The organism is Aequorivita nionensis, assembly GCF_046352995.1.
Taxonomy (GTDB): Bacteria; Bacteroidota; Bacteroidia; order Flavobacteriales; family Flavobacteriaceae; genus Aequorivita; species Aequorivita nionensis.
The window spans coordinates 1,520,829-1,543,656 of the sequence record NZ_CP130281.1 but is presented as its reverse complement, the minus strand read 5'-3'; the positions used below and the strand labels follow the sequence as shown (position 1 = coordinate 1,543,656).

Genomic DNA, 22,828 nt, shown 5'->3' with positions numbered 1-22,828 from the left:
TGCATAGCAAAATAAGGAAATATATTCTTAACTTCGCCCCTGTGTAATCCAAAGCCTAAGCTCTAGGGTTGCTGAACAAAATTTACAATCCAAAAAACAGTTCAAAGATGAAAATATTAGTCTGTATAAGTCACGTACCGGACACTACTTCAAAAATAAATTTTACCGACGGAGACACTAAATTCGATACCAATGGGGTACAATTTGTAATCAACCCAAATGATGAATTTGGTCTTACCCGTGCCATGTGGTTTAAGGAAAAACAAGGTGCAACTGTTCACGTTGTAAACGTTGGAGGTCCAGAAACCGAACCAACTTTACGCAAAGCTTTGGCCATTGGCGCTGATGAAGCAATACGAGTAAACACAGCTGCAACCGATGGTTTTTCAGTCGCAAAACAACTTGCAAATGTTGTAAAAGAAGGTGGTTATGATTTAGTAATCGGCGGACGCGAATCTATCGACTACAACGGCGGAATGGTTCCGGGAATGCTTGCAAAGCTTATTGGAGCAAATTTCGTAAACACCTGCATCGGCCTTGAAGTGGAAGGCGATAAAGCTACTGCTATTCGCGAAATTGACGGTGGAAAGGAAACTTTAAAAACGTCACTTCCGTTAGTAATTGGCGGCCAAAAAGGTTTGGTAGAGGAAAGTGACCTTCGCATTCCAAACATGCGCGGTATTATGCAAGCCCGCACAAAACCATTAAACGTAAAGGAACCAGTGGCTTCAAATGCTGAAACAAATACAGTTTCATTTGAAAAACCAGCTCCAAAAGGCGCTGTGAAATTGGTTGACACCGTAGATGAATTGGTAAATCTTTTGCACAACGAGGCAAAGGTTATTTAAATTTCAAATTTCAAGCACCAAATTCCAACTTTGGAATTTGGAATTTTAGATTTGGAATTTTCGAATTAACTGATAATTCCAAATCTTGAATATTAATTTCAAAATAATATTAAAATGATATTAGTTTATACAGAATCAGAAGAAGGAAAAATTAAGAAAATAGCCTTGGAAGCAGTTTCCTATGCAAAAGGAATTGCAGACCAAATGGGAACTTCGGTTACTGCCGTTAGCATCAACGCCAACGACATTTCAGAATTGGGAAAATACGGTGCTTCAAAAGTTTTGCAAGTTTCCAACGATAAATTGAACAAATTTAATGGCGAGGCTTATGCAGATGTAATTGCACAAGCAGCTAAAAATGAAGATGCAAAAGTTGTTGTTGTTACTTCCAGCGCAAACAGTAAATTTTTAGCTCCCGCACTGGCAGTTAATTTGGAAGCCGGTTATGTGCCTAACGTTGTTGCGCTTCCGGAAAGCACTTCGCCTTTCAAAGTGAAATCGAACGTTTTTACCAATAAAGCATTTGCTTCAACAGAAATTAAAACCGATAGAAAAATTATTGGATTGGGTAAAAATTCATACGGATTGAAAGAGAATGAAACTTCAGCCGCAGCCGAAGCTTTTTCTCCAAATCTTGATGCCCATGACTTTGATATGGAAATTGTTTCCGTAGATAAAGCAACAGACAAAGTAACCATCGCTGATGCAGAAATAGTTGTTTCTGCTGGCCGTGGCCTTAAAGGTCCTGAAAACTGGGGAATGATCGAAGATCTTGCAAAAACATTGGGTGCAGCCACCGCTTGCTCAAAACCCGTAAGCGATATGGGCTGGAGACCACACAGCGAGCACGTTGGACAAACTGGAAAACCAGTTGCTTCAAACCTATATATTGCTATCGGTATTTCTGGTGCAATTCAGCATTTGGCCGGTATAAATGCCTCAAAGGTAAAAGTAGTTATCAACAACGATCCTGAAGCACCTTTTTTTAAAGCTGCGGACTATGGCATTGTAGGCGATGCTTTTGAAATAGTGCCAAAACTCACTGAAAAATTAAAAGAATTTAAAGCGCAGAACGCATAATTTTTTATTAATTTGTGCCTCGAAAAGGGCTGTTTAGATAAGGAAACATCCAAATTTAAACAGCCTTTTTTTATTGTTCATTATTTCGTTATTTTTATAACCCATTGTATATCACTGAATAAAAAACACTGCGAACTGACCACTGATCACTGAAAATGAGTTTAGTAAAACTTACCATAAAAGGAATATCCTACAGCCAAACCCAAAATGGCGCGTATGCCCTTATATTGAATGAAGTGGATGGCGAACGCAAATTACCCATAGTGATTGGCGCGTTTGAGGCACAATCAATTGCCATTGCGCTGGAAAAGGAAATAACACCTCCACGGCCATTAACCCACGACCTTTTTAAAAATTTTGCAGATCGTTTTGATATTGTGGTGAAACAAGTAATAATCCACAAATTGGTGGACGGGGTTTTCTATTCGAGCATTATTTGCGAACGTGATAAAATTGAAGAAATAATAGACGCTAGAACCAGTGATGCCATTGCATTGGCACTTCGGTTTAAGGCACCTATTTTTACTTATAAGAACATTCTGGACAAAGCTGGAATTTATCTTAAAACATCAACCTCCAAAAAAGCGCTTTCAAAAAAGGAAGAAGCGGTTATAGAAAATTTAATTTTAGGGGAAGATAAAGAATCAGTCAAACCAGCCAGTGAAGATTACAGTAAGCTTAGCCTGAATGAATTGAACAAAATGCTAGATGAAGCCGTAAAAAACGAAAACTACGAAAAAGCAGCAAGCGTTCGTGATGAAATTTCGAAAAGACAGTAGTCAGTCGTTGAACTTTAAATTTGTCTCCCTGAGCCTTTCGGCAAGCTCAGGATAAACTAAACTCGAAGGGTTGAACTTTAAATAACTTATGCAGAAATTTATATTTGTAGCCATTGCGCTGCTTTTCTTCGGAACCACTTTTGGGCAGAGCATTGAAAAAACCTGGCAATTTTCAGAAGTAAAAGATCAAAACGGTCTTTCCATCATAGATATCAATCCAGAAAAAGATTATCTAAAACTCGAAAACGGAACTTTTGAATATCAATTAGCCCCAATCGACAGCCTTAAATCTAGCGGCGATTATATTTTTCAGAATAACCTACTTGTTCTTTTCTTCAACAAACCCAACGATAGTATTAGAAGGTTTCGCGTTTTGCAAGTTACTGATAGCACGCTTTCGCTTTCTGAAAATAATCTTGAATACCAGCTTAAACTTCCAGGTGTTCAAACCGCAACAGTACCTCAAACCGTAATAAAATCCTCAGAAATAATACCCAGCCAAGGTTTTTCAATGCAAAGTTTTTGGCGCGGAATTTTGGGAATGATTTCCTTATTGGTAATAGCATTTCTTTTCAGTTCAAACAGAAAGGCCATCAACTGGAAAACCGTCGGAATTGGCCTTGCCTTTCAATTGTTGATCGCTATTGGGGTCTTAAAAGTAAGTTTCATAAAAAACGGTTTTGAAACTGTAGGCCAACTTTTCGTGAACGTTTTGGAATATACCAGAGCCGGAAGTGAGTTCCTGTTTGGCGGAATGCTGGACATAAACTCTTTCGGTTTCATCTTTGCCTTTCAGGTTTTACCAACCATTATATTTTTCTCTGCATTAACCTCGGTTCTTTTTTACTTCGGAATTATTCAAGTAGTGGTAAAAGGAATGGGATGGTTGCTCACCAAGCTTTTAAACATTTCCGGTGCTGAAAGTTTGAGCGTTGCCGGAAACATCTTTTTGGGGCAGACTGAAGCACCTCTTCTCATAAAAGCCTATTTGGAAAAAATGAACAAAAGCGAAATGCTTTTGGTAATGATTGGCGGTATGGCAACGGTTGCCGGAGCAGTACTTGCAGCCTATATTGGCTTTTTGGGCGGTGATGATCCCGCCTTAAGATTAATGTTTGCAAAACACCTTTTGGCAGCTTCCGTAATGGCAGCTCCGGGCGCAATCGTTATTTCAAAAATATTATATCCACAGACCGAGCCCATCAATACAGATGTAAAAGTTTCTTCAGAAAAAATTGGCTCCAACTTTTTGGATGCCATTGCCAATGGAACTACAGAAGGTTTACGGCTAGCAGTAAATGTTGGAGCCATGCTTTTAGTTTTTGTTGCCTTTATTGCAATGTTTAATGGAATTCTTGGCTGGGTTGGTGATGTTACAACCATTAATGATTGGGTTGCGGCAAATTCAGGGTATAAAAGTCTTTCTTTGGAAGCAATTCTCGGGACCATCTTTGCCCCATTAATGTGGCTTATTGGTGTAGCGAAAGAAGATATGGTAATGATGGGCCAATTATTAGGAATAAAACTCGCCGCAAGTGAATTTGTTGGATATATTCAGTTGGCGGACCTTAAGAACGTTCAGAACGAGCTGCATCTCAATTATGAAAAAAGCATTATTATGGCAACGTATATGCTTTGTGGTTTTGCGAATTTCGCATCAATCGGAATTCAAATTGGAGGGATTGGTTCTTTGGCGCCGGGCCAGCGAAAAACACTTTCCAAATTTGGCATGAAAGCTCTGATTGGAGGAACGATTGCCTCACTTATTTCTGCAACTATAGCTGGAATGATAATTGGCTAAAGGATACTATTAGTTAATAACTTTTTAAATAATATAGTATTCCCATACGTTCCCTTAAAGTGATTTCTCTATTTTAGAAAACTCAAAAAAGCGAAGGAATATGAAGCAATACCACGACCTTTTAAAACACGTAATTGAAAACGGGACTGAAAAACAAGACCGCACAGGCACAGGCACCAAGAGTGTTTTTGGTTACCAAATGCGTTTTGACCTTAGTGAAGGTTTTCCAATGGTCACCACTAAAAAACTTCACCTTAAATCAATAGTTTATGAACTTTTGTGGTTTTTGAAGGGTGATACAAATATTAAATACCTTCAGGACAATGGCGTGCGCATTTGGAACGAATGGGCAGATGAAAATGGTGATTTAGGCCCCGTTTATGGCCACCAATGGCGAAATTGGAACAGTGAGGAAATTGATCAGATTTCAGAAATTATCCAAACCCTTAAAACAAACCCAGACAGCCGCCGCATGCTCGTTAGCGCATGGAATCCAAGTGTAATGCCCGATACTTCAAAACCATTTGCTGAAAATGTGGCAAATGGCAAAGCAGCGCTTCCACCCTGCCATGCTTTCTTTCAATTTTATGTGGCTGAAGGAAAACTATCTTGCCAATTATACCAACGCAGTGCAGATATTTTCCTCGGCGTTCCTTTCAATATTGCATCTTATGCCTTGTTTACAATGATGATGGCACAAGTTTGTGGGTATCAGCCCGGAGATTTTGTTCATACATTTGGTGATGCCCATATTTACAGCAATCATTTTGACCAAGTAGCACTTCAATTGTCGCGTGAAACCCGTTCATTGCCAAAAATGTTGCTCAATCCAGAAGTAAAAGATATTTTTGGCTTCACTTTTGATGACTTTACACTTATAGATTACAACCCACATCCGCACATAAAAGGTGCTGTTGCCATTTAATTATAAACTCAAAACTCCTTATATGAAAAACCTACTGATTGCAGTTTGCATATTATTCTCAACAACCATTTTTGCCCAAGAAGAATGGGGAAATGTTGTAGCCAACAAAGTAACCCTTAAAGAAATTCCACCTGTTTGGCCCGGTTGTGAGGCTGGAGATGTAGCACAAAGAGACAAATGTTTTGACGAAAAGCTAACTTCACATATTATCAAAAACTTCAGATATCCACCCGAAGCATACAAAAAAAACGATCAAGGAAAAGTAATTGTAGAATTCATTATCAATGAAAAAGGTTTGGTTGAAATAAAAAAGGTTAGCGGAGGCTCTAAGGAATTACAAGAAGAAGCAAAGAGAAATATTATGTCAATTCCAAAAATGTCTAAACCCGGAATGTTAGCTGGCAAACCGCGAGCTATTAGCTTCACGGTTCCTTTTAATTTTAAGACGGGGAAGTAAGATGATTAAAAATTTTATTCTCTTATGTTTTATTTGCTGTGCTTCAATTTCTTTTGCGCAGGAAGATGGCATAGTTAGCGAAGTTTCAGACTCCGAAATGACAAAAGCAGATGTCCCTTTTGCAACAATTGAAAATGTTCCCATATACCCAGGTTGTAAAGGAGATGACAATATTGAATTGAAAAACTGTATGTCATCCAAAATTTCTGAGTTTGTAAACCATCATTTTGACATGAAGAAAATTGAGGCGATGGATTTGCCTGCGAAAATATATAGAACAGCTGTACAATTTAAAATTGACAAACAAGGAAACGTTGTAGATGTTCGGGCACGTGCAGACTACCCCGAAATTGAAAATGAAGCCGTTCGCGTTATAAGTAAACTTCCCCAAATGAAACCTGGAAAACAAAGAGGAAAGGAAGTTGGAGTGCTGTATTCGCTTCCTATTATTTTCAAAGTGGAAGCGCCAAAAAAGGTTGATAAAAAAAGAAATAAAAGAAAGTCAAAAAACTAGTTTAACAACTGTTTAACGTAAACTAAATAGTCTTAAACAATTTTAATTTTTATATTTAAAGTGTCGTCAAAAAAATGCGACACTTTTTTTATGATTGCAACTGAAACATTGGTCTCCTTATTCCTTGAAACTCGTCAACATACCGAAACTATTTGCAAACCATTGGAAATTGAAGACTATGTGGTCCAGCCAATTGTAGATGTTTCCCCTCCAAAATGGCATCTGGGCCATACCACTTGGTTTTTTGAGGAATTTATTCTGAAACCACACAAACCTGGTTATCGATTATTTCACGAAGACTTCGCCTTTGTTTTTAATAGTTATTACGAAAATGTTGGTAAACGTGTAATTAGAAATGACCGTGGCAACCTTTCAAGGCCTGGCGTGGCAAAGGTCTATGATTACAGACTTTATGTTACCAATGAAATGAAGGATTTTCTTTCCGAAGATATTTCAGAAGAAGTTTCGGAAATTCTTTTAATAGGAATCCATCACGAAAAACAACATCAGGAACTTCTCATTACAGATATAAAATACATTCTAGGCAACAATCCCTTACTCCCAAGATACAATACTTCATTTGTTGAAAATCCAATTCAAGAATTTCAACAGGAATGGATTTCTATTGAGGAAGGCATTTATGAAATTGGCCATAAAAATCCTGAAGAATTCTGTTATGACAATGAGTTGGGGCTACACAAAGTATATCTTCACGATTATAAAATTTCAAACAAACTAATAACCAATTCTGAATATTTAGAATTTATAAATGCTGGCGGTTATAAAGATTTCAACCTTTGGCATGCCGAAGGTTGGGATTGGGTTAAGCAAAACAATATTTCGGCGCCTATGTACTGGCACAATATTGATGGAGAATGGCACCAATATACTTTAATGGGACTTCAAAAATTAAATCTAGAAGCTCCCGTTTCACATATTTCCTTTTATGAAGCTTTTGCTTTTGCACAATGGAAAGAATGCCGCTTACCAACCGAATTTGAATGGGAAGCTGTACAAGAAAAATTTAATTGGGGCAGCCGCTGGGAATGGACCGAAAGTGCTTATTTACCATATCCCGGATATGCCAAAGCTCCCGGTGCCCTTGGTGAGTACAACGGGAAATTTATGGTAAACCAAAAAGTACTTCGGGGAGGATCCGTAGCTACTTCACCCAAACATACACGACCTAGCTACCGCAATTTTTTTCAAACGAATCTGCGCTGGCAATTTACTGGATTAAGGTTGGCGAAATAATTACGACTATCCCTCTATGACTGCAACTAAAGCAACTTTACTAAATACAACCTTTAAAAAAGAAGTTTTTGAAGGCCTCAGTGCTTATCCCAAGTATTTATCGTCAAAATATTTTTATGATAAAAAAGGAGATAGGCTTTTTCAAGAAATTATGGCCATGCCTGAATACTATCTTACAGGTTGCGAATTTCAGATACTTTCAACTTATACAGAAACAATAGGCGAACTTTTCCGGGATCGGCAAAATGGCTTGGATTTAATTGAATTGGGAGCTGGCGACGGAAAAAAAACGAAAGTTTTGCTGAAATATATGGCGGAAAACAATTTCAATTTCGTTTACAAACCGATTGACATAAGCGAAAACGCCGTGGAATTGCTCTCAAATAATTTAGCCCAAGAAATGCCCATCCTAAATGTAGATGCTGAAGTGGGCGAATATTTTGAGGTTTTGGAACGGTTAAAAGGCTTCAACAAACGCAAGAAAGTAATTATGGTTTTAGGAAGCAATATAGGCAACCTAAAACACCCAAAAGCCATCGAATTTCTTTCAAAACTGAAAGATGCTATGCTTCCAGATGATTTACTTTTTATGGGCTTTGACCAAAAAAAAGAGCCTCAGAAAATCCTGAATGCCTATAATGACGACACTGGAATAACGGAAGCTTTCAATAAAAATGTTTTAACGCGAATTAATCGCGAACTCGGTGGAAATTTCGATTTAAATAAATTTAAACATTGGGAGGTTTACGATCCAGAAACCGGAACTGCCAAAAGTTTTTTAGTTGCAACGAAGGCAATGGAAGTAAGCATAGAGGCATTAAAACTAACCGTGAATTTTGATCAATGGGAAACAATCCACACAGAAATTTCACAGAAATATGATGACAAGATTGTTGGTTGGTTGGCGGAAGAAGCTGGTTTAAAAATAGAAACCTCTTTTACTGACAAAAAGGAATATTATAAAGATTACGTTTTCAGAAAAGTGTAATGCAAGTTACTTTTTAACTGACAATAGATACAAAAGAAATAATAAACTTCCCAAAATTTTCAACTCAAAACCCCAACAAGTTTATTTAGTTCTTCTTCCGTGTTGTAATAATGAAAGCTTACACGAATACCTCCGCCACGTGGCGAGCAGATAATATCATTTTCCTTCAACTTCTGAAATAATGCCTTATCTCCTTTCAAATTAAAAATGGAAGAATGTTTTTCACGAAGCAGCGTATCATTCTTCAGTAAGTCCAAGTTGGCAAATTTCTCTTTTGCTTTGCCTGAAAGCGAATCTATTTTTTGATATAAATAATCCTTCCCAAGCTTTTCCTGAAACAGCATTGCTTGTTCCAAGCTTCCATAATTCAACGTGTCTTGGTGGCCCGGTTCAAAATGTTTCATAAAAGTGGTTTCCGTAGCTGCACTTTCAAAACGTTCCGCAGAATTGAAACCTATTGTCTTTGGAAAAATACGTTCGCGTGCAGATTCTTTAACCATAATGAATCCGTTGCCATAGCCGGCAGTTAACCATTTATAGGCGCTTGCGCCCAAAACATCAATAGCGTTTTCAGCGAAACTGAAATTTTCAGTTCCCAAATATTGTGTTCCGTCCGCAATCAAAAGAAGGTTTGGGTGATAGCTTTTCAATTGGTTAAGAAATTCGAAATCTATCCTTATGCCACTGAGCCATTGCACAATGCTGAACATAAAAACATCTGGTTTGTGTTTAATCACAGCTTCTTCAATATTCTGCTCTAAATTTTCATCAATTTCTGCATAGCAAACATCAAAATCGCGTGTTTCAACGGGCCAATTTATAGACGGATAATCATTTTTAAGTAGTAGAATTTTTTGACCCTTAGGAAGTCCTTCCAAAACGGTATTCATTCCAAAGGATAGATTTGGAATCAATGCGGTTTCATCAGTGGAAGCGTTAAAAAAGCCAGTAACCGTTTGCCGAATCTGTTCAATATGAAGTTTATGTTTGTCGCGGAAAACACTGGCATGGTTCATTAAATCCAGATCGTGCTGGCGGCGCCATTCAATTACAGGCTTTGGAATTACACCGTTTGAAGCGGTGTTTAGATAAATACACGATTCTAAAGCCGGAAAGTGTTTTCTTAATTCTTCCATAAGTGGGTGGCCAAAACGGCGAATTTTAGGTATTTTTACATTACTAAATTATCAGTAATTTTTGAATTTCCTTGAACTTCAACGAAAGTAACCAACTATGTTTTCAAAAACTAAAAAAACCGAAAGAATTGATGCCGAACAGCGCGAACAATACGAATATGCCCGCCGTCGCATCAAACAGAAAAAAAACCTGATGCGCCATTTTATATTGTTTTTGGTAGGCTCGGTACTTCTTATTATCATCAATCCGCTATTGGGTTATGGCAATAATTTCTTTATAAAAGATTGGTTCATCTGGGCCATTTTAATATGGACTTTTATATTTCTTGTGCACCTTTTCAATGTTTTTGTAATGAACAAGTTTATGGACAAGGAATGGGAAGACCGACAAATGGAAAAACTGAAAGCCCGTCAAGCGGAACGAATGGCCGAACTTCAGAAAAGAGTTGACAATGAATTGCAACTGCCCACAAAACCTACTGATGAATTAAAAAAAAACGAACTGAACAATCCTTTACCTCCCGACGTAGAATGATTACAATGATTGCCGCAGCCGGCGAAAATAACGAATTGGGAAAGGATAACGATTTGCTTTGGCATTTGCCAGACGATTTTAAGCGTTTTAAACAACTTACAACCGGACACTACATAATCATGGGGCGGAAGACTTTTGAAACATTTCCCAAACCTTTGCCCAATAGAACGCATATAGTAATTACAAGAAACAAAAGCTATACAAAAGAGGGTGCAGTTGTAGTCCACAATATGAAAGAAGCACTTGAATTAGCCAAAGATGACGAACAACCTTTTATAATTGGTGGCGGTGAAATTTACAATATGGGACTTCCCTTGGCCGATAAAATTGAACTTACTCGCGTTCACGGATGTTTCAATGATGCTGATACTTTTTTTCCGAAATTTTCAAAGGATGAATGGCAATTAATCTCAACAACAGAACACACAAAAGATGAAAGACACAAGTATTCTTTTACTTATGAAACTTGGGTTTGTAAATAAATTTTATATTTAATTCTTTAAATAAAATATTCAATTATGAAAGCATATATATTTCCCGGCCAAGGTGCTCAATTTACTGGAATGGGCAAAGACCTCTATGAAAACTCCCCAAAAGCAAAAGAGCTATTTCAGCAAGCAAATGAAGTTTTGGGTTTTGATATCACCAAAATAATGTTTGAAGGCACCGCCGATGAGTTGAAAGAAACCAAAGTTACCCAACCTGCAATCTTTCTGCACTCCACAATCTTGGCAGAAGTGATGGGCAGCAAGTTCCAACCAGATATGGTTGCGGGACATTCATTGGGAGAAATTTCGGCCTTAGTTGCCAATAGAACCCTTGCTTTCAGTGATGGTTTGCAATTAGTGTACAAACGCGCCTTGGCAATGCAGCACGCTTGCGAATTGACCCCTTCAACAATGGCTGCTGTTTTAGGTTTGGAGGATCATTTAGTTGAAGAAATATGTGCAAACACACCAGGAATTGTAGTGGCTGCAAATTACAACTGTCCCGGACAATTGGTGATTTCAGGAGATGTGGATGCCGTAGGAAAAGCTTGTGAAAGCTTGAAGGAAGCCGGCGCACGCAGAGCTTTAATTTTGCCCGTTGGTGGAGCATTCCACAGCCCATTGATGGAACCGGCACGGGAAGAATTGGCCGCTGCCATTGAAGCCACCCAGTTTACCGAACCGGCTTGCCCTATCTATCAAAATGTTTCAACATTTGCAGTTACAAACCCTTCCGAAATAAAGGAAAACCTTATTTTCCAACTTACCGCTCCAGTTAAATGGACGCAGAGTGTTCAAAACATGGTCAAAGACGGAGCAACCAAATTTATTGAGGTTGGACCAGGCAATGTCTTGCAAGGGCTTGTGAAGAAAATTGATGCTTCCACAGAAACTGAAAAAGCGGAAATTTGATTTGATTATATGTAAAAAAACGCCTAAGAACCTATAGTCTTCGGCGTTTTTTGGTTATGGATTATCAGATTACCATTTGCTAACTTTTTTCACGATTTTATAAAGTATATAAACGATAACGCATAAAATTAAAAGGTTTACTATTTGCCAAAGCAACAGTCCAGTACTCATATCATTTATAATTTTTTCGAACATAATTAGTTTTACAAACGCAGATTATCTCAAGAATTTTTTGCAACATCTTCCACACGTTTTGCCGAATCTGCTTTATTAAGGCTTAATCTTACCGTACTTGTTTCCAAGGCTTTTAAATCATGGGGAACTCCACCTTCTAATGCAACCATATCTCCTTTTTTTAAATTGTGAATGATTCCGTTTACTCCAAAATCAATAGCACCTTCAAAAATTTCAACAACAATAGGGAAAGGTGTTTTGTGCTCTTTCATTACCTGACCTTCCTTAAAGGCTATTCTAATTTCTTTGCCAACTTCCGTTTCAAACAAAACTTGTATTGTTGGTCTGCTTTCATTGTATTGAAGATCGTTAATCAGTGATGCTACTTTCATAATATTTTTCTTTTTTATTTAGAATGATTCAAAATTAATAATTATGAAAGTTTAAAAATATGAGTTAAATCATATATAACTAAAAACACCGAATGAAAATTTATCATTCGGTGTTTTTGGTTATAATTTGAAATCTCTTACGCGCTTATGCTACAATCAGCACAATCCTTAACTTCACCGTAATAGGTTTCGCGGTATTTGTGGAGGGTTTTAAAAGGAATATTCAAAAATGTCTTTTTGATATATATCACGCTCGTAGTGAACATTCCCATCTTTTCTGTAAATCGTTTTTCTGTTTTTGTTTGTCGTTTCACTGAAACTAACTTCATAACTTTTGTTTATCTATTTGGGGCAAAGAAACAAATGTAAGCCACCAATTCCAAACTTAAGCTGTTAAACCCTGGTTAAACATTTGATAAACAGATGTATTTTTAGAGATTTCTAATCTTTTTCTCCCACTTCCACGCAGATTTCAAAGCATCTTCCATTGTTTTCTCAGATTTCCAGCCCAAAACTTCGTTTGCCTTTTTTGTATCTGCATAAACAGAAATTACATCACCAGGGCGACGATCCACAATTTTATAGTTCAGTTTTTCACCAGTAGTTTTTTCGAATGAATTCACTACTTCCAATACAGAGCTCCCTCTGCCTGTTCCTAAATTGAAAACCTCAAACTGTGTTTCATTTTTTTTAGAAAGCAATCGTTGTAAGGCTATAACGTGGGCTTTCGCCAAATCTACTACGTGAATATAATCACGAACGCAACTTCCATCTTCCGTTGGATAATCATCCCCAAAAACTGATAATTCTTTTCGCAGTCCGGCAGCGGTCTGCGTTATAAAAGGCACTAAATTTTGTGGCACTCCAGCAGGAAGTTCCCCAATTTCTGCAGTACTATGCGCTCCAATTGGGTTGAAATAACGGAGTGCTATAGATTTCAACGAAGATACGGAACACGTATCCTTTAATATTTCTTCACTGATCTGTTTTGTATTCCCGTAGGGCGAAGTCGCTTCTTTTACAGGTGCATCCTCAGTAATTGGCAACGAATCTGGTTCTCCATAAACCGTGCAGGATGAGCTGAAGATAAAGTTTTCAATTCCATAAAAATTACATTCCTGAAGTAAGTAAATTAGTGTATTAAGATTGTTTTCATAATAAAGCAAAGGGTTTTCTACACTTTCTCCCACAGCTTTACTGGCCGCAAAATGAATGATGCCTTCAATGTCTTGATTCCTTTTAAAAAAATCAGTAACATCTGCTTTTATACGAAGGTCCAGCCTTTCAAAAGCTGGTGGAGTTTTGGAAATATTGGTTATTCCTTCCAAAACATCTAAAGACGAATTGGACAGGTTATCTATAATAATAACCTGATAACCTGAATTTTGAAGTTCAACAACGGTATGGGAACCAATATATCCCAATCCGCCTGTAACGAGTATTTTTTTCATTATTTAGTAACGAAATTTATAATAGTTTCGGTGATATATTTTATCTGTTCATCATCAAGTTCTGTGTGCATTGGCAAGGAAATCACTTCTTCAATCAACTGATTTGTAACTGCGAAATCTTTCTCATTATAGCGTTCGTCTTTATAAGCTTTTTGAAGATGCAGTGGAATTGGATAGTAAACCCCGCACGGAATTCCTTTTTCACTTAAATGATTGACCAAAGCATCACGGTCAGAATTTATAATTCTCAAAGTGTATTGGTGAAAAACGTGGCAGTTACAATTCTCAAAACTAGTTTCAGAGCATTTACCACAACCCGTTGGGGTTATGATGTGTTTATGCCCTTTAAATACATCGGAATATTTTTGTGCTGCTTTTTTGCGAGCGGTATTATAATTATCTAAATGTGGAAGTTTTGCACGAAGCACCGCAGCCTGAATTGAATCTAATCTACTATTTACACCTACCACATCGTGGTGGTAGCGCACATACATTCCGTGATTTACAATTCCGCGAATAATGTGTGCCAAATCATCGTCATTTGTGAAAATAGCGCCGCCATCTCCATAACAGCCTAAGTTTTTTGAAGGAAAAAAAGAAGTAGAAGACACATGCCCAATAGTTCCCGTTTTCTTTGTAGTTCCATTTTTTGAGATATAATCGGCACCAATTCCCTGGGCGTTATCTTCAATTACATAAAGATTGTGTTCTTTGGCAATAGCCATAATTTCGTCCATATTCGCCGCAAGACCGAATAGATGAACAGGGACAATTGCCTTAGTCTTTGGGGTGATTGCTTTTTTAATCGCCTCAACATCTATATTAAAACTTATAGGATCTACGTCCACCAGAACAGGAGTGAGCTGTAAAAGCGCTATTACCTCAACCGTAGCGGCAAAAGTGAAATCAGCCGTAATGACCTCATCACCAGGCTTCAGCCCAAGCCCCATCATTGCTATTTGAAGTGCATCAGTTCCGTTCGCGCACGGAATTACGTGTTTCACATCTAAATATTGCTCCAGTTCTTTCTGAAATTCGTGAACCTCGGGACCATTTACAAAAGCGGTGGTTTCAATTACGTTCATTATAGAACTATCTACTCGCTCTTTTATATGTTGATACTGACCTTTAAGGTCAACCATTTGTATTTTTTTCATCCTGATAAAATAATTTTGAATTCGGTAAAATTACGAAAATGATATTTGATATGCGGGGTTCGTTAATTTGGGATTTGGAATTTGTTATTTAGTGTTTGGTACTTGAAATTTGGTATTTTTGCTTAGTATGCACACAATCTATAATTTGTTGATTCATTTAGCTTCCTTTCATTTGAGGATAATAGCACTATTCAACAAAAAAATGAAACTTTTTATCAATGGCAGAAAGGATGTTTTTGAAATTCTTCAACAAAAAATTTCAACTACAGATAAAACTGTTTGGTTCCACTGTGCCTCATTGGGCGAATTTGAACAAGGCGTTCCAATTATGGAGGAAATAAAAAAATTGAAACCCGACCATAAAATAGTGGTCAGCTTTTTTTCGCCATCTGGTTTTGAAATTAAGAAAAACACCCCTTTAGCAGATGCAGTTGTTTATTTGCCCATGGATACCGCTTCAAATGCTAAAAAATTCATCGCTGCAATTAATCCTTCATTTGCGCTTTTTGTGAAATATGAATTTTGGCCCAATTATCTTTTAGAACTTAAGAAAAAAAACATTCCCACGCTTTTAGTTTCGGGTGTTTTCAGACAGAATCAAATCTTTTTCAAAAGCTACGGAAGTTTTATGCGAAAAGCCCTTGGCAGTTTTGATCATTTTTTTTTGCAGGATGAAAATTCAGAAACACTTCTAAAAAAAATTGGTTTCAACAATGTAACCATTAGCGGTGACACCCGGTTTGATAGGGTTTCCCATCAAATTGAAATGGACAACACACTAAAATTTGCTGAAGATTTTAAAGGTAATTCGCTCTGCATTGTCTGCGGAAGTACGTGGCAAGAGGATGAAACGGTGCTTTTAGACTATATAAACTCATCACCCGAAAATGTGAAATTTATCATCGCTCCACATAAAATAGATACTGAAAAGATTGAAACTTTCACAAAATCTATTATCAAAAAAACTGTGCTTCATTCCAGTAAAGACGACGTGAACATTTCAGAATATTCTGTTTTAATAATTGACTGTATTGGTTTGTTGAGCAAACTTTACAGCTATGCAGACATTGCTTATGTGGGTGGTGCAATGGGAAAGACAGGGCTTCATAATATTTTGGAACCGGCTACTTTTGGAGTGCCAATTGTGATTGGAAAAAACTACAACGAATTTCCTGAAGCCATACGTTTACAAGATCTGGCCGGTCTTTATTCCGTTAATAATGCTTCAGATTGTAGCGAGATTTTGAACAAATTAGTAACGAATGCAAATTTCCGAAACAAAACTGGAATGATCTGTGGTCATTTTGTGAACAAGAATACCGGTGCTACCCAGAAAATAGCCAATTATATACGTATTCATTTTTAAGTATCACACAAGCGTTTCCGCATAAATGAATGAGTTATTCTCATTATTTTTCGTAAATGTTAATATTTTTTTCACATTATTTGGGATTTTATTGTCAACCATTCCATTTCAAATAGATTAGATTTGCTTAAACCGAAAAACAATCTAATTATGAAAAAATTATTTGTATTGATTTCCATTGCAACTTTAACTTTGGGTTCGTGTCGTGATACAAAGACAGAAACCAAAGAAGTGATACGCGAAGTAAAAGTAGAAACTCCCGAAACTAATGAAAATGAAGGCATCCTTGAACGTGCCGCTAAAAAAGTAGATAAAGAAGTAAACGAGGAAATCGATAAAAAAATTGACGAAATCGGGAACGATTAATAAATTATAAACACTAACTTAAAACCTAAAAACAATGAAAAAGTTAACAATTATTGCCCTATTTGCAGGATTCTTAACAGTTTCTCTTTCTTCATGTAGAGAACAAAAATCCCAAAAAGAAGAAGTTATTGAAGAAATGCAGGACAAGGGTGCCGATATTAAGATTAAAGACGACGGTGATAAAATTAAAATGGAAACCGAAGACGAAAAAGCCAAAATAAAAACTGACGACGACGGAAACGTTAAAATAAAAGTGAAAGATAAAGAGTAAATTCTTAGTCTTTTAAAATAAAAGAGGGATGTTTCAAATGAAGCGTCCCTCTTTCTATTTCAAACTGCTTATTTGCCCCTTAAGCTCATCCATGGATTGCTGTAGTTGACGAAGTAAATTACTTTCAGAAGGTTCGTCCACTCCAAAACTCAGTTTACTGTTTACCATCCAAAGCTCTTGGATATCCTTCACTTTTACATCAATAGGCAAATATTCATCATTGATGGAAATGAGCCTTATACTTTGAGGATTATTCGGGATTTTCTGAAGTTTTTTCACTAAAACGGAATCTCTTAAAACTACGATATATATCTTGCTATCTGCAGCTTCATTAATACTTGGCACGGCTCGACCCAAAACCCATTCATTTGGTTTAATATTGGGCAGCATGCTATCACCTTCTACCTGAAACCCACGATAAGATGCATTTCTATATTCTGGCAAAGGAATATTGAATGCAGGCAAGCTTTGATACCACCCTAAATCGTGAATATTGTTTGGATAACCTGCTGCTGCTTTTTGGTTTACCAATAATATACTGTCGTTGCCTGAAGTATCCACGGTTACGACCTTTGGACTAATATCACCACGAGAAATATCTATGTACTTTTCAAAACTTTTACCATAAAGCCATAATGGGTTGATATTAAATTGCCCCATAAGCTCCATCACAATTTTTCCAGTAATTTTAGTTTTACCTCTTTCAATATCAGCAGTTGTAGCGCCAATATCAAGAAGATCTGCAAACGATTGTTGGGTATGGCGCAGCTCCTCACGGAGTGCTTTAAATCTCGTAGCTTCTATAGAAATAGTATTTTTCATGCTTTAAAATTAATCTTTTTTGGAATATTTCCAAAAAAACCATGGATAATTTCCTGAAAAAAATTATTGCAATCGTATCAAAAAATAAACTTATAAATGATACACAATCAAAATTTTAATTACTTTTGCACACTATTAATCACTAATCTATTCAACAATGAAAAAAATCTTTTTATCACTTGCCGCTCTTGCATTGGTTGCTTCTGTTTACTCTTGCAGAGAAACTACTAAAGAAAACGCTGAAGAAACTGCTGAAACTATGCAAACTGACGCAGAAAACGCAATGGACGAAGCTGGCGATGCTATAGACAACGCTGCTGAAGCTACAGAAGATGCTATGGAAGATGCAGGCGAAGCTGTTGAGCAAGCTGCTGATGACACTAAAGAGGCTGTAAAAGACGCTACTGACGGTCAATAAGCATTTTATTGCTAAAAAACTGAAAGCCCTTTCAAATTTGGAAGGGCTTTTTTTATACATTAATTTCAAATATCCCCAAAAAAAAAAAAGCCCCTTCAATAAAGAAGAAGCTTTTGTACTCGAGGCGGGACTTGAACCCGCACGACCAGATGGTCACAGGATTTTAAGTCCGGCGTGTCTACCAATTCCACCACTCGAGCAGTTGTTTAATACAACTCGGACTTAACAAAAAATGCCGAATTGCATCCGGCATTTAAGGTTGAGCGAAAAACGGGATTCGAACCCGCGACCTCCACCTTGGCAAGGTGGCGCTCTACCAACTGAGCTATTTTCGCAGAAAATTATAAGAACGTACTTCCTATTGAAAGCGGGAGCAAATTTAAAAATTTTACTTCAAAAGCAAAGTCTTTTTTGATAAATTATTGCTGAATTTTACTTTTTAAATTTTACCGAAGCATTCCGCTGCAACATACGCCGAATCTCGTTCAGTTTCATCAATGCTTCTACGGGGGTAAGTGTATCAATGTCAATCTCTAAGATTTCCTCGCGAAGCTCTTCAAGCAATGGATCGTCCAGTTTAAAAAAGCTCAATTGCATTTCTTCTTTGGAAACCGCCTTCATTTCCTCAGTCAATTCTTCGGAAGCGTGACTTTTTTCAAGTCTTTTCAAGATTTTATTAGCCCGTTGAAGTACCGCTTGCGGCATTCCGGCCATTTTTGCCACGTGAATTCCGAAACTGTGATGGCTTCCGCCCGGAACCAGTTTCCGAAGAAAAAGCACATTGTCCTTTAATTCTTTCACCGAAACATTGTAGTTTTTTATTCGCGGAAAAGTCTCGGTCATTTCATTCAATTCGTGATAATGGGTCGCAAAAAGTGTTTTTCCGTGCGATGGATGCTCGTGCAAATATTCACTAATAGCCCACGCGATGGAAATTCCATCATAAGTACTGGTGCCACGGCCAATTTCATCCAGCAAAATCAAACTTCTTTCCGATAAATTATTAAGAATACTCGCCGTCTCGTTCATTTCTACCATAAAAGTAGATTCACCCATTGAAATGTTATCGCTCGCTCCTACTCTTGTGAAAATTTTATCCACACAGCCCATCCGCACTGCAGATGCGGGAACAAAACTTCCCATCTGCGCCAACAAAACAATCAAAGCAGTTTGGCGGAGAATGGCCGATTTACCGCTCATGTTTGGCCCGGTAATCATAATAATTTGCTGATTTTCCCGATCGAGAAAAACATCGTTCGCAATATAAGGTGCATCTGGCGGAAGTTGTTTTTCGATTACTGGATGGCGGCCTTCCTTTATGTCCAAATCAAAAGTGTCATCCAGCAATGGCCGCGTGTAATTTGCCTCTTTGGCTTGCGTTGCAAAGGAACAAAGGCAATCCATTTGTGCAATCAAAGCTGCATTTTGCTGCACGGAACCAATAAATTGCAGCATCCAATCTATCAGTTTTGCAAAAATTTCCTGCTCCAAAGCGAGGATTTTTTCCTCTGCGCCTAGAATTTTGGTTTCGTATTCCTTTAGTTCTTCGGTGATATATCTTTCTGCGCTAACAAGCGTTTGTTTTCTAATCCATTCCGGCGGAACTTTGTCTTTATGGGTGTTTCGGACTTCAATATAATATCCAAAAACATTGTTTGAAGCTATTTTTAGCGAAGAAATACCCGTGCGTTTGGTTTCGCGTTCCAGCATTTCATCTAAATATTCCTTTCCGTTTGCTGAAATATTCCGAAGTTCATCAAGCGTTTCCGAAAAACCTTCAGCAATAGAATTTCCCTTCAAAATATTTACGGGAGCTTCCTCAAAAAGTGTTTCCTTAATTTTATTTCGAAGCAATTCACAATCGTGCAATTGTTCGCCAATAATTTTCAGCGATTCGTTTTTAGAATTCAGCGCCAACGCTTTTATGGGAACAACCGCTTCCAAGGAATTTTTAAGTTGAATAACCTCCCGCGGATTCACTTTTCCAGTAGCCACTTTTGAAATGAGTCGCTCCAAATCGCCGATGCGTTTCGTGTATTGTTGGGTTTTTTCTAAAGTAATCGGGTTGTCCAACAGAAAACTCACCACTTCGTGCCTGCGGTTTATCTTTTCAGCATTTTTAAGCGGAAGCGCCATCCACCGTTTTAAAAGCCGCCCGCCCATGGGCGAAATTGTTTTATCAATCACATCCAAAAGCGTCACCGCATTTTGCTGATTGGAATGGTACAATTCCAAATTGCGAATGGTAAAACGGTCCATCCAAACGTATTCATCTTCGGCAATGCGCGATAAGCGTGAAATATGCTGCAATTTTGTGTGGCGCGTTTCGGTTAAATAATGAAGCGCGGCGCCGGCGGCGATAATGCCCTCTTCCAAATGATCTACGCCAAAACCTTTTAGATTTTTTACATCGAAGTGTTTCGTAAGCGTTTCAAAAGAATAATCGCTTTGGAAAATCCAATCCTCGAGATGGAAAACGTGATAATTAGTACCGAAGTTTTCAGAAAAAAACTTTCGTTTTTGTTTTGAAAAGAGCACTTCCGAAGGATTAAAATTCTGAAGTAATTTATCAACATATTCCGCAGAACCTTCCGAAACCAAAAATTCGCCCGTGGAAACATCTAAAAATGAAACCCCTAAATTTTTGGAGCCAAAATGGACCGCCGCCAAAAAATTGTTCGATTTTGATTGTAAAATGTCATCATTAAAAGCAACGCCAGGCGTTACCAATTCCGTAACCCCACGCTTTACGATGGTTTTGGTCATTTTTGGATCTTCCAATTGGTCACAGATTGCAACGCGGCAGCCCGCCATAACCAATTTTGGCAAATATGTATTCAGTGAATGATGCGGAAAACCAGCGAGCTCAACATTATCACCGCCATTATTTCTGGCAGTGAGTGTGATGTTCAAAATTCCAGCGGCGCGAACTGCGTCTTCCCCAAAAGTTTCGTAAAAATCGCCCACGCGAAACAGTAACAAAGCATCGGGATACTTTGCTTTAATGGTATTGTACTGCTTCATTAACGGGGTTTCCTTCGTCGCCATAATTCAAAAAAATCTTTAATCGATAAATGTAACTAAATTGCCGTTTTCTTTAAAATGAAGTGATTAGGATTTATTGGGTTTTATCAACAATTCGCTTCAACTTTAGCCCGCTAACGATTAACTTTGTCATCTATGAAAAATCGCAAACTAAAAAATAGCGAACTGGACCGCATCAACCCTGAAGAATACAAAGCTTCTGAGAAAACGCCACTGATTATTATTTTGGATAATATCCGCAGTTTGAACAATATCGGCTCCGTTTTTCGCACTGCAGATGCATTTTTGGTAAAGAAAATCTATCTCTGTGGGATTACGGCAAAACCGCCACATAAAGATATTCAAAAAACCGCTCTTGGCGCAACGGACAGCGTGGATTGGGAATATGCTGAAGATGTTATGGAAGTGGTTTCAAAACTGCAAAACGAAGGCGTTTTTGTGGCTTCCATAGAGCAAGCGGAACTTGCGGTAAACCTCAACGATTTTTCTGTTCAAAAGGAATTGACTTATGCAGTGATTTTCGGGAACGAAGTAAAAGGTGTGCAGCAAAAAGTGGTAACCGCCAGTGATGCGGTTATTGAAATTCCACAGTTCGGCACCAAACATTCTTTAAATATTTCGGTAAGCGTGGGCGTTGTTGTTTGGGATTTATTTGTGAAGATGAAAAAGTAGTAAATTTTTATCTTGATTCTTTCTCCAAATTTTAAAAAAATCGATGAAGCAATAAATTCACGTGAATCAGTACAATACTGAAAACGCCAATGACGATGGCAAACTTCAAAATATTATGCAAAACCATATAATGTATTTTGTTTTTTGAATACCACAAAACCGCAAGAAACACCATCAAACCGGCGATACTTGCATAAAAATAGTAATCCATATATCCTATTTCTTCCTTAAACTTTGTGATGAGCAGAATGATTGGCGCCAGTGTCAATATACTCAAAACAGTCAACATCCTTTTTGAAGTTTTTTCACCATAAACTACGGGGATTGTATTGTAACCATGGGTTAAATCACCTTTTATATTTTCGAGATCCTTTACTAATTCGCGCATGGAAATCAATAAAAACAAGAAGGTTGCATGTACAAAAATGATAATGTCAAAATTGCCGTAATGCACAAAAATCGCAAAGAAAGGTACCACCGCGAGAATGGCTGCAGTAATATTTCCAATGAAAGGATATTTCTTAAGCTTATGAGAATAGAACCAAAGGAAAAAAATATAAATTGAGAAAAATAGTACTGCCTTAAAGGAAACATAGCTCGCAAAAATGACAGATAAAAAGTTGAGCACAAAATAAGCAGAAAGCTTGGTTCGCTGGCTTACCAGCTTATCTAGCATCGTTTTTCGCGGACGGTTAATTAAATCCTTTTCACTGTCATAAAAACTGTTTATGATGTAACCCCCGGCGATTGCAGATGACGAAGCCAATACCAGCATTAATAAATTTACATCAAATAAAACTTGACGTACCGGTAAATCTGGTGCTAAAATGTAAATACTGGTAAGGTATTGGGCGATTACAATAATAAGTATGTTGTAGCCGCGGACCACAGAAAACAGGCTGAAAAACTTTAGGAGGAAGAGTTTTTGTTTTCTATTGAGCATTTTTATTATGTTCAGAATTATTTGCTAAGCAAAT

Annotated in this window: 25 protein-coding genes and 2 tRNA genes; 17 read left to right on the top strand and 10 right to left on the bottom strand. The window is 37.5% G+C overall.

Annotation, left to right across the window (positions count from 1 at the left end; genetic code table 11):
- Positions 1–107 precede the first annotated feature (107 nt).
- The 9 genes from Q2U82_RS07035 (at position 108) to Q2U82_RS06995 (ending at position 8,646) form a co-directional block, all read left to right on the top strand.
- Positions 108–848: an electron transfer flavoprotein subunit beta/FixA family protein gene (locus Q2U82_RS07035; protein WP_410006978.1), complete on the top strand. Its 741-nt coding sequence runs from the start codon at positions 108–110 to the stop codon at positions 846–848.
- 114 nt (positions 849–962) lie between these two features.
- Positions 963–1,928, top strand: coding sequence for an electron transfer flavoprotein subunit alpha/FixB family protein (locus Q2U82_RS07030; RefSeq protein ID WP_410006977.1), 966 nt, complete (start codon positions 963–965; stop codon positions 1,926–1,928).
- 155 nt (positions 1,929–2,083) lie between these two features.
- Positions 2,084–2,707: a bifunctional nuclease domain-containing protein gene (locus tag Q2U82_RS07025; RefSeq protein WP_410006976.1), complete on the top strand. Its 624-nt coding sequence runs from the start codon at positions 2,084–2,086 to the stop codon at positions 2,705–2,707.
- Positions 2,708–2,795: 88 nt separating this feature from the next.
- Positions 2,796–4,508, top strand: coding sequence for a NupC/NupG family nucleoside CNT transporter (locus tag Q2U82_RS07020; RefSeq protein WP_410006975.1), 1,713 nt, complete (start codon positions 2,796–2,798; stop codon positions 4,506–4,508).
- 100 nt (positions 4,509–4,608) lie between these two features.
- A complete protein-coding gene (locus Q2U82_RS07015) occupies positions 4,609–5,433 on the top strand; it encodes a thymidylate synthase (protein WP_410006974.1) in 825 nt (274 codons plus the stop codon).
- A gap of 22 nt (positions 5,434–5,455) precedes the next feature.
- Entirely contained in the window at positions 5,456–5,890 is a 435-nt protein-coding gene (locus tag Q2U82_RS07010; protein ID WP_410006973.1) for an energy transducer TonB, read from the top strand.
- A gap of 1 nt (position 5,891) precedes the next feature.
- Positions 5,892–6,404 (top strand): energy transducer TonB, encoded by a 513-nt coding sequence (locus Q2U82_RS07005; protein WP_410006972.1) that lies wholly within the window; start codon positions 5,892–5,894, stop codon positions 6,402–6,404.
- A gap of 90 nt (positions 6,405–6,494) precedes the next feature.
- Entirely contained in the window at positions 6,495–7,658 is a 1,164-nt protein-coding gene (gene egtB / locus Q2U82_RS07000; RefSeq protein WP_410006971.1) for an ergothioneine biosynthesis protein EgtB, read from the top strand.
- Positions 7,659–7,674: 16 nt separating this feature from the next.
- A complete protein-coding gene (locus tag Q2U82_RS06995) occupies positions 7,675–8,646 on the top strand; it encodes an L-histidine N(alpha)-methyltransferase (RefSeq protein ID WP_410006970.1) in 972 nt (323 codons plus the stop codon).
- 59 nt (positions 8,647–8,705) lie between these two features.
- Here Q2U82_RS06995 and Q2U82_RS06990 read toward each other — a convergent pair whose 3' ends face one another.
- Positions 8,706–9,782 (bottom strand): aminotransferase class V-fold PLP-dependent enzyme, encoded by a 1,077-nt coding sequence (locus Q2U82_RS06990; RefSeq protein ID WP_410006969.1) that lies wholly within the window; start codon positions 9,780–9,782, stop codon positions 8,706–8,708.
- A gap of 97 nt (positions 9,783–9,879) precedes the next feature.
- Here Q2U82_RS06990 and Q2U82_RS06985 point away from each other — a divergent pair, with 97 nt between their 5' ends.
- The 3 genes from Q2U82_RS06985 to fabD are packed head-to-tail and all read left to right on the top strand — an operon-like array spanning position 9,880 to position 11,717.
- Positions 9,880–10,317 carry a 2TM domain-containing protein gene (locus Q2U82_RS06985; RefSeq protein WP_410006968.1) on the top strand — a complete coding sequence of 146 codons (438 nt, stop codon included), beginning with the start codon at positions 9,880–9,882 and terminating at the stop codon, positions 10,315–10,317.
- On the top strand, positions 10,314–10,799 hold the full coding sequence (locus Q2U82_RS06980; RefSeq protein ID WP_410006967.1) for a dihydrofolate reductase: 486 nt from the start codon (positions 10,314–10,316) through the stop codon (positions 10,797–10,799). Before Q2U82_RS06985 ends, Q2U82_RS06980 begins: the two co-directional genes overlap by 4 nt.
- Positions 10,800–10,835: 36 nt before the next feature.
- Positions 10,836–11,717, top strand: a complete 882-nt coding sequence (gene fabD / locus Q2U82_RS06975; protein ID WP_410006966.1) for an ACP S-malonyltransferase — start codon at positions 10,836–10,838, stop codon at positions 11,715–11,717.
- A 221-nt stretch (positions 11,718–11,938) separates the two neighbouring features.
- Here the strand turns inward: fabD and Q2U82_RS06970 are convergent, their stop codons facing one another.
- From Q2U82_RS06970 to Q2U82_RS06955, 4 genes are all read right to left on the bottom strand, one after another.
- Complete coding sequence (locus tag Q2U82_RS06970) at positions 11,939–12,283, bottom strand: cupin domain-containing protein (protein WP_410006965.1); 345 nt, start codon at positions 12,281–12,283, stop codon at positions 11,939–11,941.
- Positions 12,284–12,420: 137 nt separating this feature from the next.
- On the bottom strand, positions 12,421–12,612 hold the full coding sequence (locus tag Q2U82_RS06965) for a hypothetical protein (RefSeq protein WP_410006964.1): 192 nt from the start codon (positions 12,610–12,612) through the stop codon (positions 12,421–12,423).
- A 102-nt stretch (positions 12,613–12,714) separates the two neighbouring features.
- Positions 12,715–13,734: a UDP-glucose 4-epimerase GalE gene (gene galE, locus Q2U82_RS06960; RefSeq protein WP_410006963.1), complete on the bottom strand. Its 1,020-nt coding sequence runs from the start codon at positions 13,732–13,734 to the stop codon at positions 12,715–12,717.
- Positions 13,734–14,891, bottom strand: coding sequence for a DegT/DnrJ/EryC1/StrS family aminotransferase (locus Q2U82_RS06955; RefSeq protein WP_410006962.1), 1,158 nt, complete (start codon positions 14,889–14,891; stop codon positions 13,734–13,736). The genes galE and Q2U82_RS06955 overlap by 1 nt, the downstream gene beginning before the upstream one ends.
- Positions 14,892–15,018: 127 nt before the next feature.
- On the opposite strand from Q2U82_RS06955, the gene Q2U82_RS06950 reads away from it, so the two are divergent.
- The 3 genes from Q2U82_RS06950 (at position 15,019) to Q2U82_RS06940 (ending at position 16,894) form a co-directional block, all read left to right on the top strand.
- Positions 15,019–16,257 carry a 3-deoxy-D-manno-octulosonic acid transferase gene (locus Q2U82_RS06950; RefSeq protein ID WP_410006961.1) on the top strand — a complete coding sequence of 413 codons (1,239 nt, stop codon included), beginning with the start codon at positions 15,019–15,021 and terminating at the stop codon, positions 16,255–16,257.
- A gap of 150 nt (positions 16,258–16,407) precedes the next feature.
- Positions 16,408–16,623 carry a hypothetical protein gene (locus Q2U82_RS06945; protein ID WP_410006960.1) on the top strand — a complete coding sequence of 72 codons (216 nt, stop codon included), beginning with the start codon at positions 16,408–16,410 and terminating at the stop codon, positions 16,621–16,623.
- Positions 16,624–16,657: 34 nt separating this feature from the next.
- Entirely contained in the window at positions 16,658–16,894 is a 237-nt protein-coding gene (locus Q2U82_RS06940) for a hypothetical protein (RefSeq protein ID WP_410006959.1), read from the top strand.
- A 54-nt stretch (positions 16,895–16,948) separates the two neighbouring features.
- Here the strand turns inward: Q2U82_RS06940 and Q2U82_RS06935 are convergent, their stop codons facing one another.
- Positions 16,949–17,716, bottom strand: coding sequence for a helix-turn-helix transcriptional regulator (locus Q2U82_RS06935; protein ID WP_410006958.1), 768 nt, complete (start codon positions 17,714–17,716; stop codon positions 16,949–16,951).
- Positions 17,717–17,873: 157 nt separating this feature from the next.
- Here Q2U82_RS06935 and Q2U82_RS06930 point away from each other — a divergent pair, with 157 nt between their 5' ends.
- Positions 17,874–18,134, top strand: coding sequence for a hypothetical protein (locus Q2U82_RS06930; RefSeq protein WP_410006957.1), 261 nt, complete (start codon positions 17,874–17,876; stop codon positions 18,132–18,134).
- 116 nt (positions 18,135–18,250) lie between these two features.
- Here the strand turns inward: Q2U82_RS06930 and Q2U82_RS06925 are convergent.
- The 3 genes from Q2U82_RS06925 to mutS form a co-directional block, all read right to left on the bottom strand.
- Positions 18,251–18,334, bottom strand: a tRNA-Leu gene (locus tag Q2U82_RS06925).
- Positions 18,335–18,396: 62 nt separating this feature from the next.
- A tRNA-Gly gene (locus Q2U82_RS06920) sits at positions 18,397–18,469 on the bottom strand.
- A 97-nt stretch (positions 18,470–18,566) separates the two neighbouring features.
- Entirely contained in the window at positions 18,567–21,158 is a 2,592-nt protein-coding gene (mutS, locus tag Q2U82_RS06915) for a DNA mismatch repair protein MutS (protein WP_410006956.1), read from the bottom strand.
- A gap of 156 nt (positions 21,159–21,314) precedes the next feature.
- On the opposite strand from mutS, the gene Q2U82_RS06910 reads away from it, so the two are divergent.
- Positions 21,315–21,851 carry a TrmH family RNA methyltransferase gene (locus Q2U82_RS06910; protein ID WP_410006955.1) on the top strand — a complete coding sequence of 179 codons (537 nt, stop codon included), beginning with the start codon at positions 21,315–21,317 and terminating at the stop codon, positions 21,849–21,851.
- 31 nt (positions 21,852–21,882) lie between these two features.
- On the opposite strand, the gene Q2U82_RS06905 is transcribed toward Q2U82_RS06910, so the two are convergent.
- Positions 21,883–22,794 carry a geranylgeranylglycerol-phosphate geranylgeranyltransferase gene (locus Q2U82_RS06905; protein WP_410006954.1) on the bottom strand — a complete coding sequence of 304 codons (912 nt, stop codon included), beginning with the start codon at positions 22,792–22,794 and terminating at the stop codon, positions 21,883–21,885.
- Positions 22,795–22,828: the final 34 nt, after the last annotated feature.

What these genes read in the sequence shown, in the direction of transcription:
- Q2U82_RS07035 (WP_410006978.1), top strand. Translation starts at nt 108, where the DNA reads ATGAAAATATTAGTCTGTATAAGTCACGTACCGGACACTACTTCAAAA.
- Q2U82_RS07030 (WP_410006977.1), top strand. Translation starts at nt 963, where the DNA reads ATGATATTAGTTTATACAGAATCAGAAGAAGGAAAAATTAAGAAAATA.
- Q2U82_RS07025 (WP_410006976.1), top strand. Translation starts at nt 2,084, where the DNA reads ATGAGTTTAGTAAAACTTACCATAAAAGGAATATCCTACAGCCAAACC.
- Q2U82_RS07020 (WP_410006975.1), top strand. Translation starts at nt 2,796, where the DNA reads ATGCAGAAATTTATATTTGTAGCCATTGCGCTGCTTTTCTTCGGAACC.
- Q2U82_RS07015 (WP_410006974.1), top strand. Translation starts at nt 4,609, where the DNA reads ATGAAGCAATACCACGACCTTTTAAAACACGTAATTGAAAACGGGACT.
- Q2U82_RS07010 (WP_410006973.1), top strand. Translation starts at nt 5,456, where the DNA reads ATGAAAAACCTACTGATTGCAGTTTGCATATTATTCTCAACAACCATT.
- Q2U82_RS07005 (WP_410006972.1), top strand. Translation starts at nt 5,892, where the DNA reads ATGATTAAAAATTTTATTCTCTTATGTTTTATTTGCTGTGCTTCAATT.
- egtB (WP_410006971.1), top strand. Translation starts at nt 6,495, where the DNA reads ATGATTGCAACTGAAACATTGGTCTCCTTATTCCTTGAAACTCGTCAA.
- Q2U82_RS06995 (WP_410006970.1), top strand. Translation starts at nt 7,675, where the DNA reads ATGACTGCAACTAAAGCAACTTTACTAAATACAACCTTTAAAAAAGAA.
- Q2U82_RS06990 (WP_410006969.1), bottom strand. Translation starts at nt 9,782, where the DNA reads ATGGAAGAATTAAGAAAACACTTTCCGGCTTTAGAATCGTGTATTTAT.
- Q2U82_RS06985 (WP_410006968.1), top strand. Translation starts at nt 9,880, where the DNA reads ATGTTTTCAAAAACTAAAAAAACCGAAAGAATTGATGCCGAACAGCGC.
- Q2U82_RS06980 (WP_410006967.1), top strand. Translation starts at nt 10,314, where the DNA reads ATGATTACAATGATTGCCGCAGCCGGCGAAAATAACGAATTGGGAAAG.
- fabD (WP_410006966.1), top strand. Translation starts at nt 10,836, where the DNA reads ATGAAAGCATATATATTTCCCGGCCAAGGTGCTCAATTTACTGGAATG.
- Q2U82_RS06970 (WP_410006965.1), bottom strand. Translation starts at nt 12,283, where the DNA reads ATGAAAGTAGCATCACTGATTAACGATCTTCAATACAATGAAAGCAGA.
- Q2U82_RS06965 (WP_410006964.1), bottom strand. Translation starts at nt 12,612, where the DNA reads ATGAAGTTAGTTTCAGTGAAACGACAAACAAAAACAGAAAAACGATTT.
- galE (WP_410006963.1), bottom strand. Translation starts at nt 13,734, where the DNA reads ATGAAAAAAATACTCGTTACAGGCGGATTGGGATATATTGGTTCCCAT.
- Q2U82_RS06955 (WP_410006962.1), bottom strand. Translation starts at nt 14,891, where the DNA reads ATGAAAAAAATACAAATGGTTGACCTTAAAGGTCAGTATCAACATATA.
- Q2U82_RS06950 (WP_410006961.1), top strand. Translation starts at nt 15,019, where the DNA reads ATGCACACAATCTATAATTTGTTGATTCATTTAGCTTCCTTTCATTTG.
- Q2U82_RS06945 (WP_410006960.1), top strand. Translation starts at nt 16,408, where the DNA reads ATGAAAAAATTATTTGTATTGATTTCCATTGCAACTTTAACTTTGGGT.
- Q2U82_RS06940 (WP_410006959.1), top strand. Translation starts at nt 16,658, where the DNA reads ATGAAAAAGTTAACAATTATTGCCCTATTTGCAGGATTCTTAACAGTT.
- Q2U82_RS06935 (WP_410006958.1), bottom strand. Translation starts at nt 17,716, where the DNA reads ATGAAAAATACTATTTCTATAGAAGCTACGAGATTTAAAGCACTCCGT.
- Q2U82_RS06930 (WP_410006957.1), top strand. Translation starts at nt 17,874, where the DNA reads ATGAAAAAAATCTTTTTATCACTTGCCGCTCTTGCATTGGTTGCTTCT.
- mutS (WP_410006956.1), bottom strand. Translation starts at nt 21,158, where the DNA reads ATGAAGCAGTACAATACCATTAAAGCAAAGTATCCCGATGCTTTGTTA.
- Q2U82_RS06910 (WP_410006955.1), top strand. Translation starts at nt 21,315, where the DNA reads ATGAAAAATCGCAAACTAAAAAATAGCGAACTGGACCGCATCAACCCT.
- Q2U82_RS06905 (WP_410006954.1), bottom strand. Translation starts at nt 22,794, where the DNA reads ATGCTCAATAGAAAACAAAAACTCTTCCTCCTAAAGTTTTTCAGCCTG.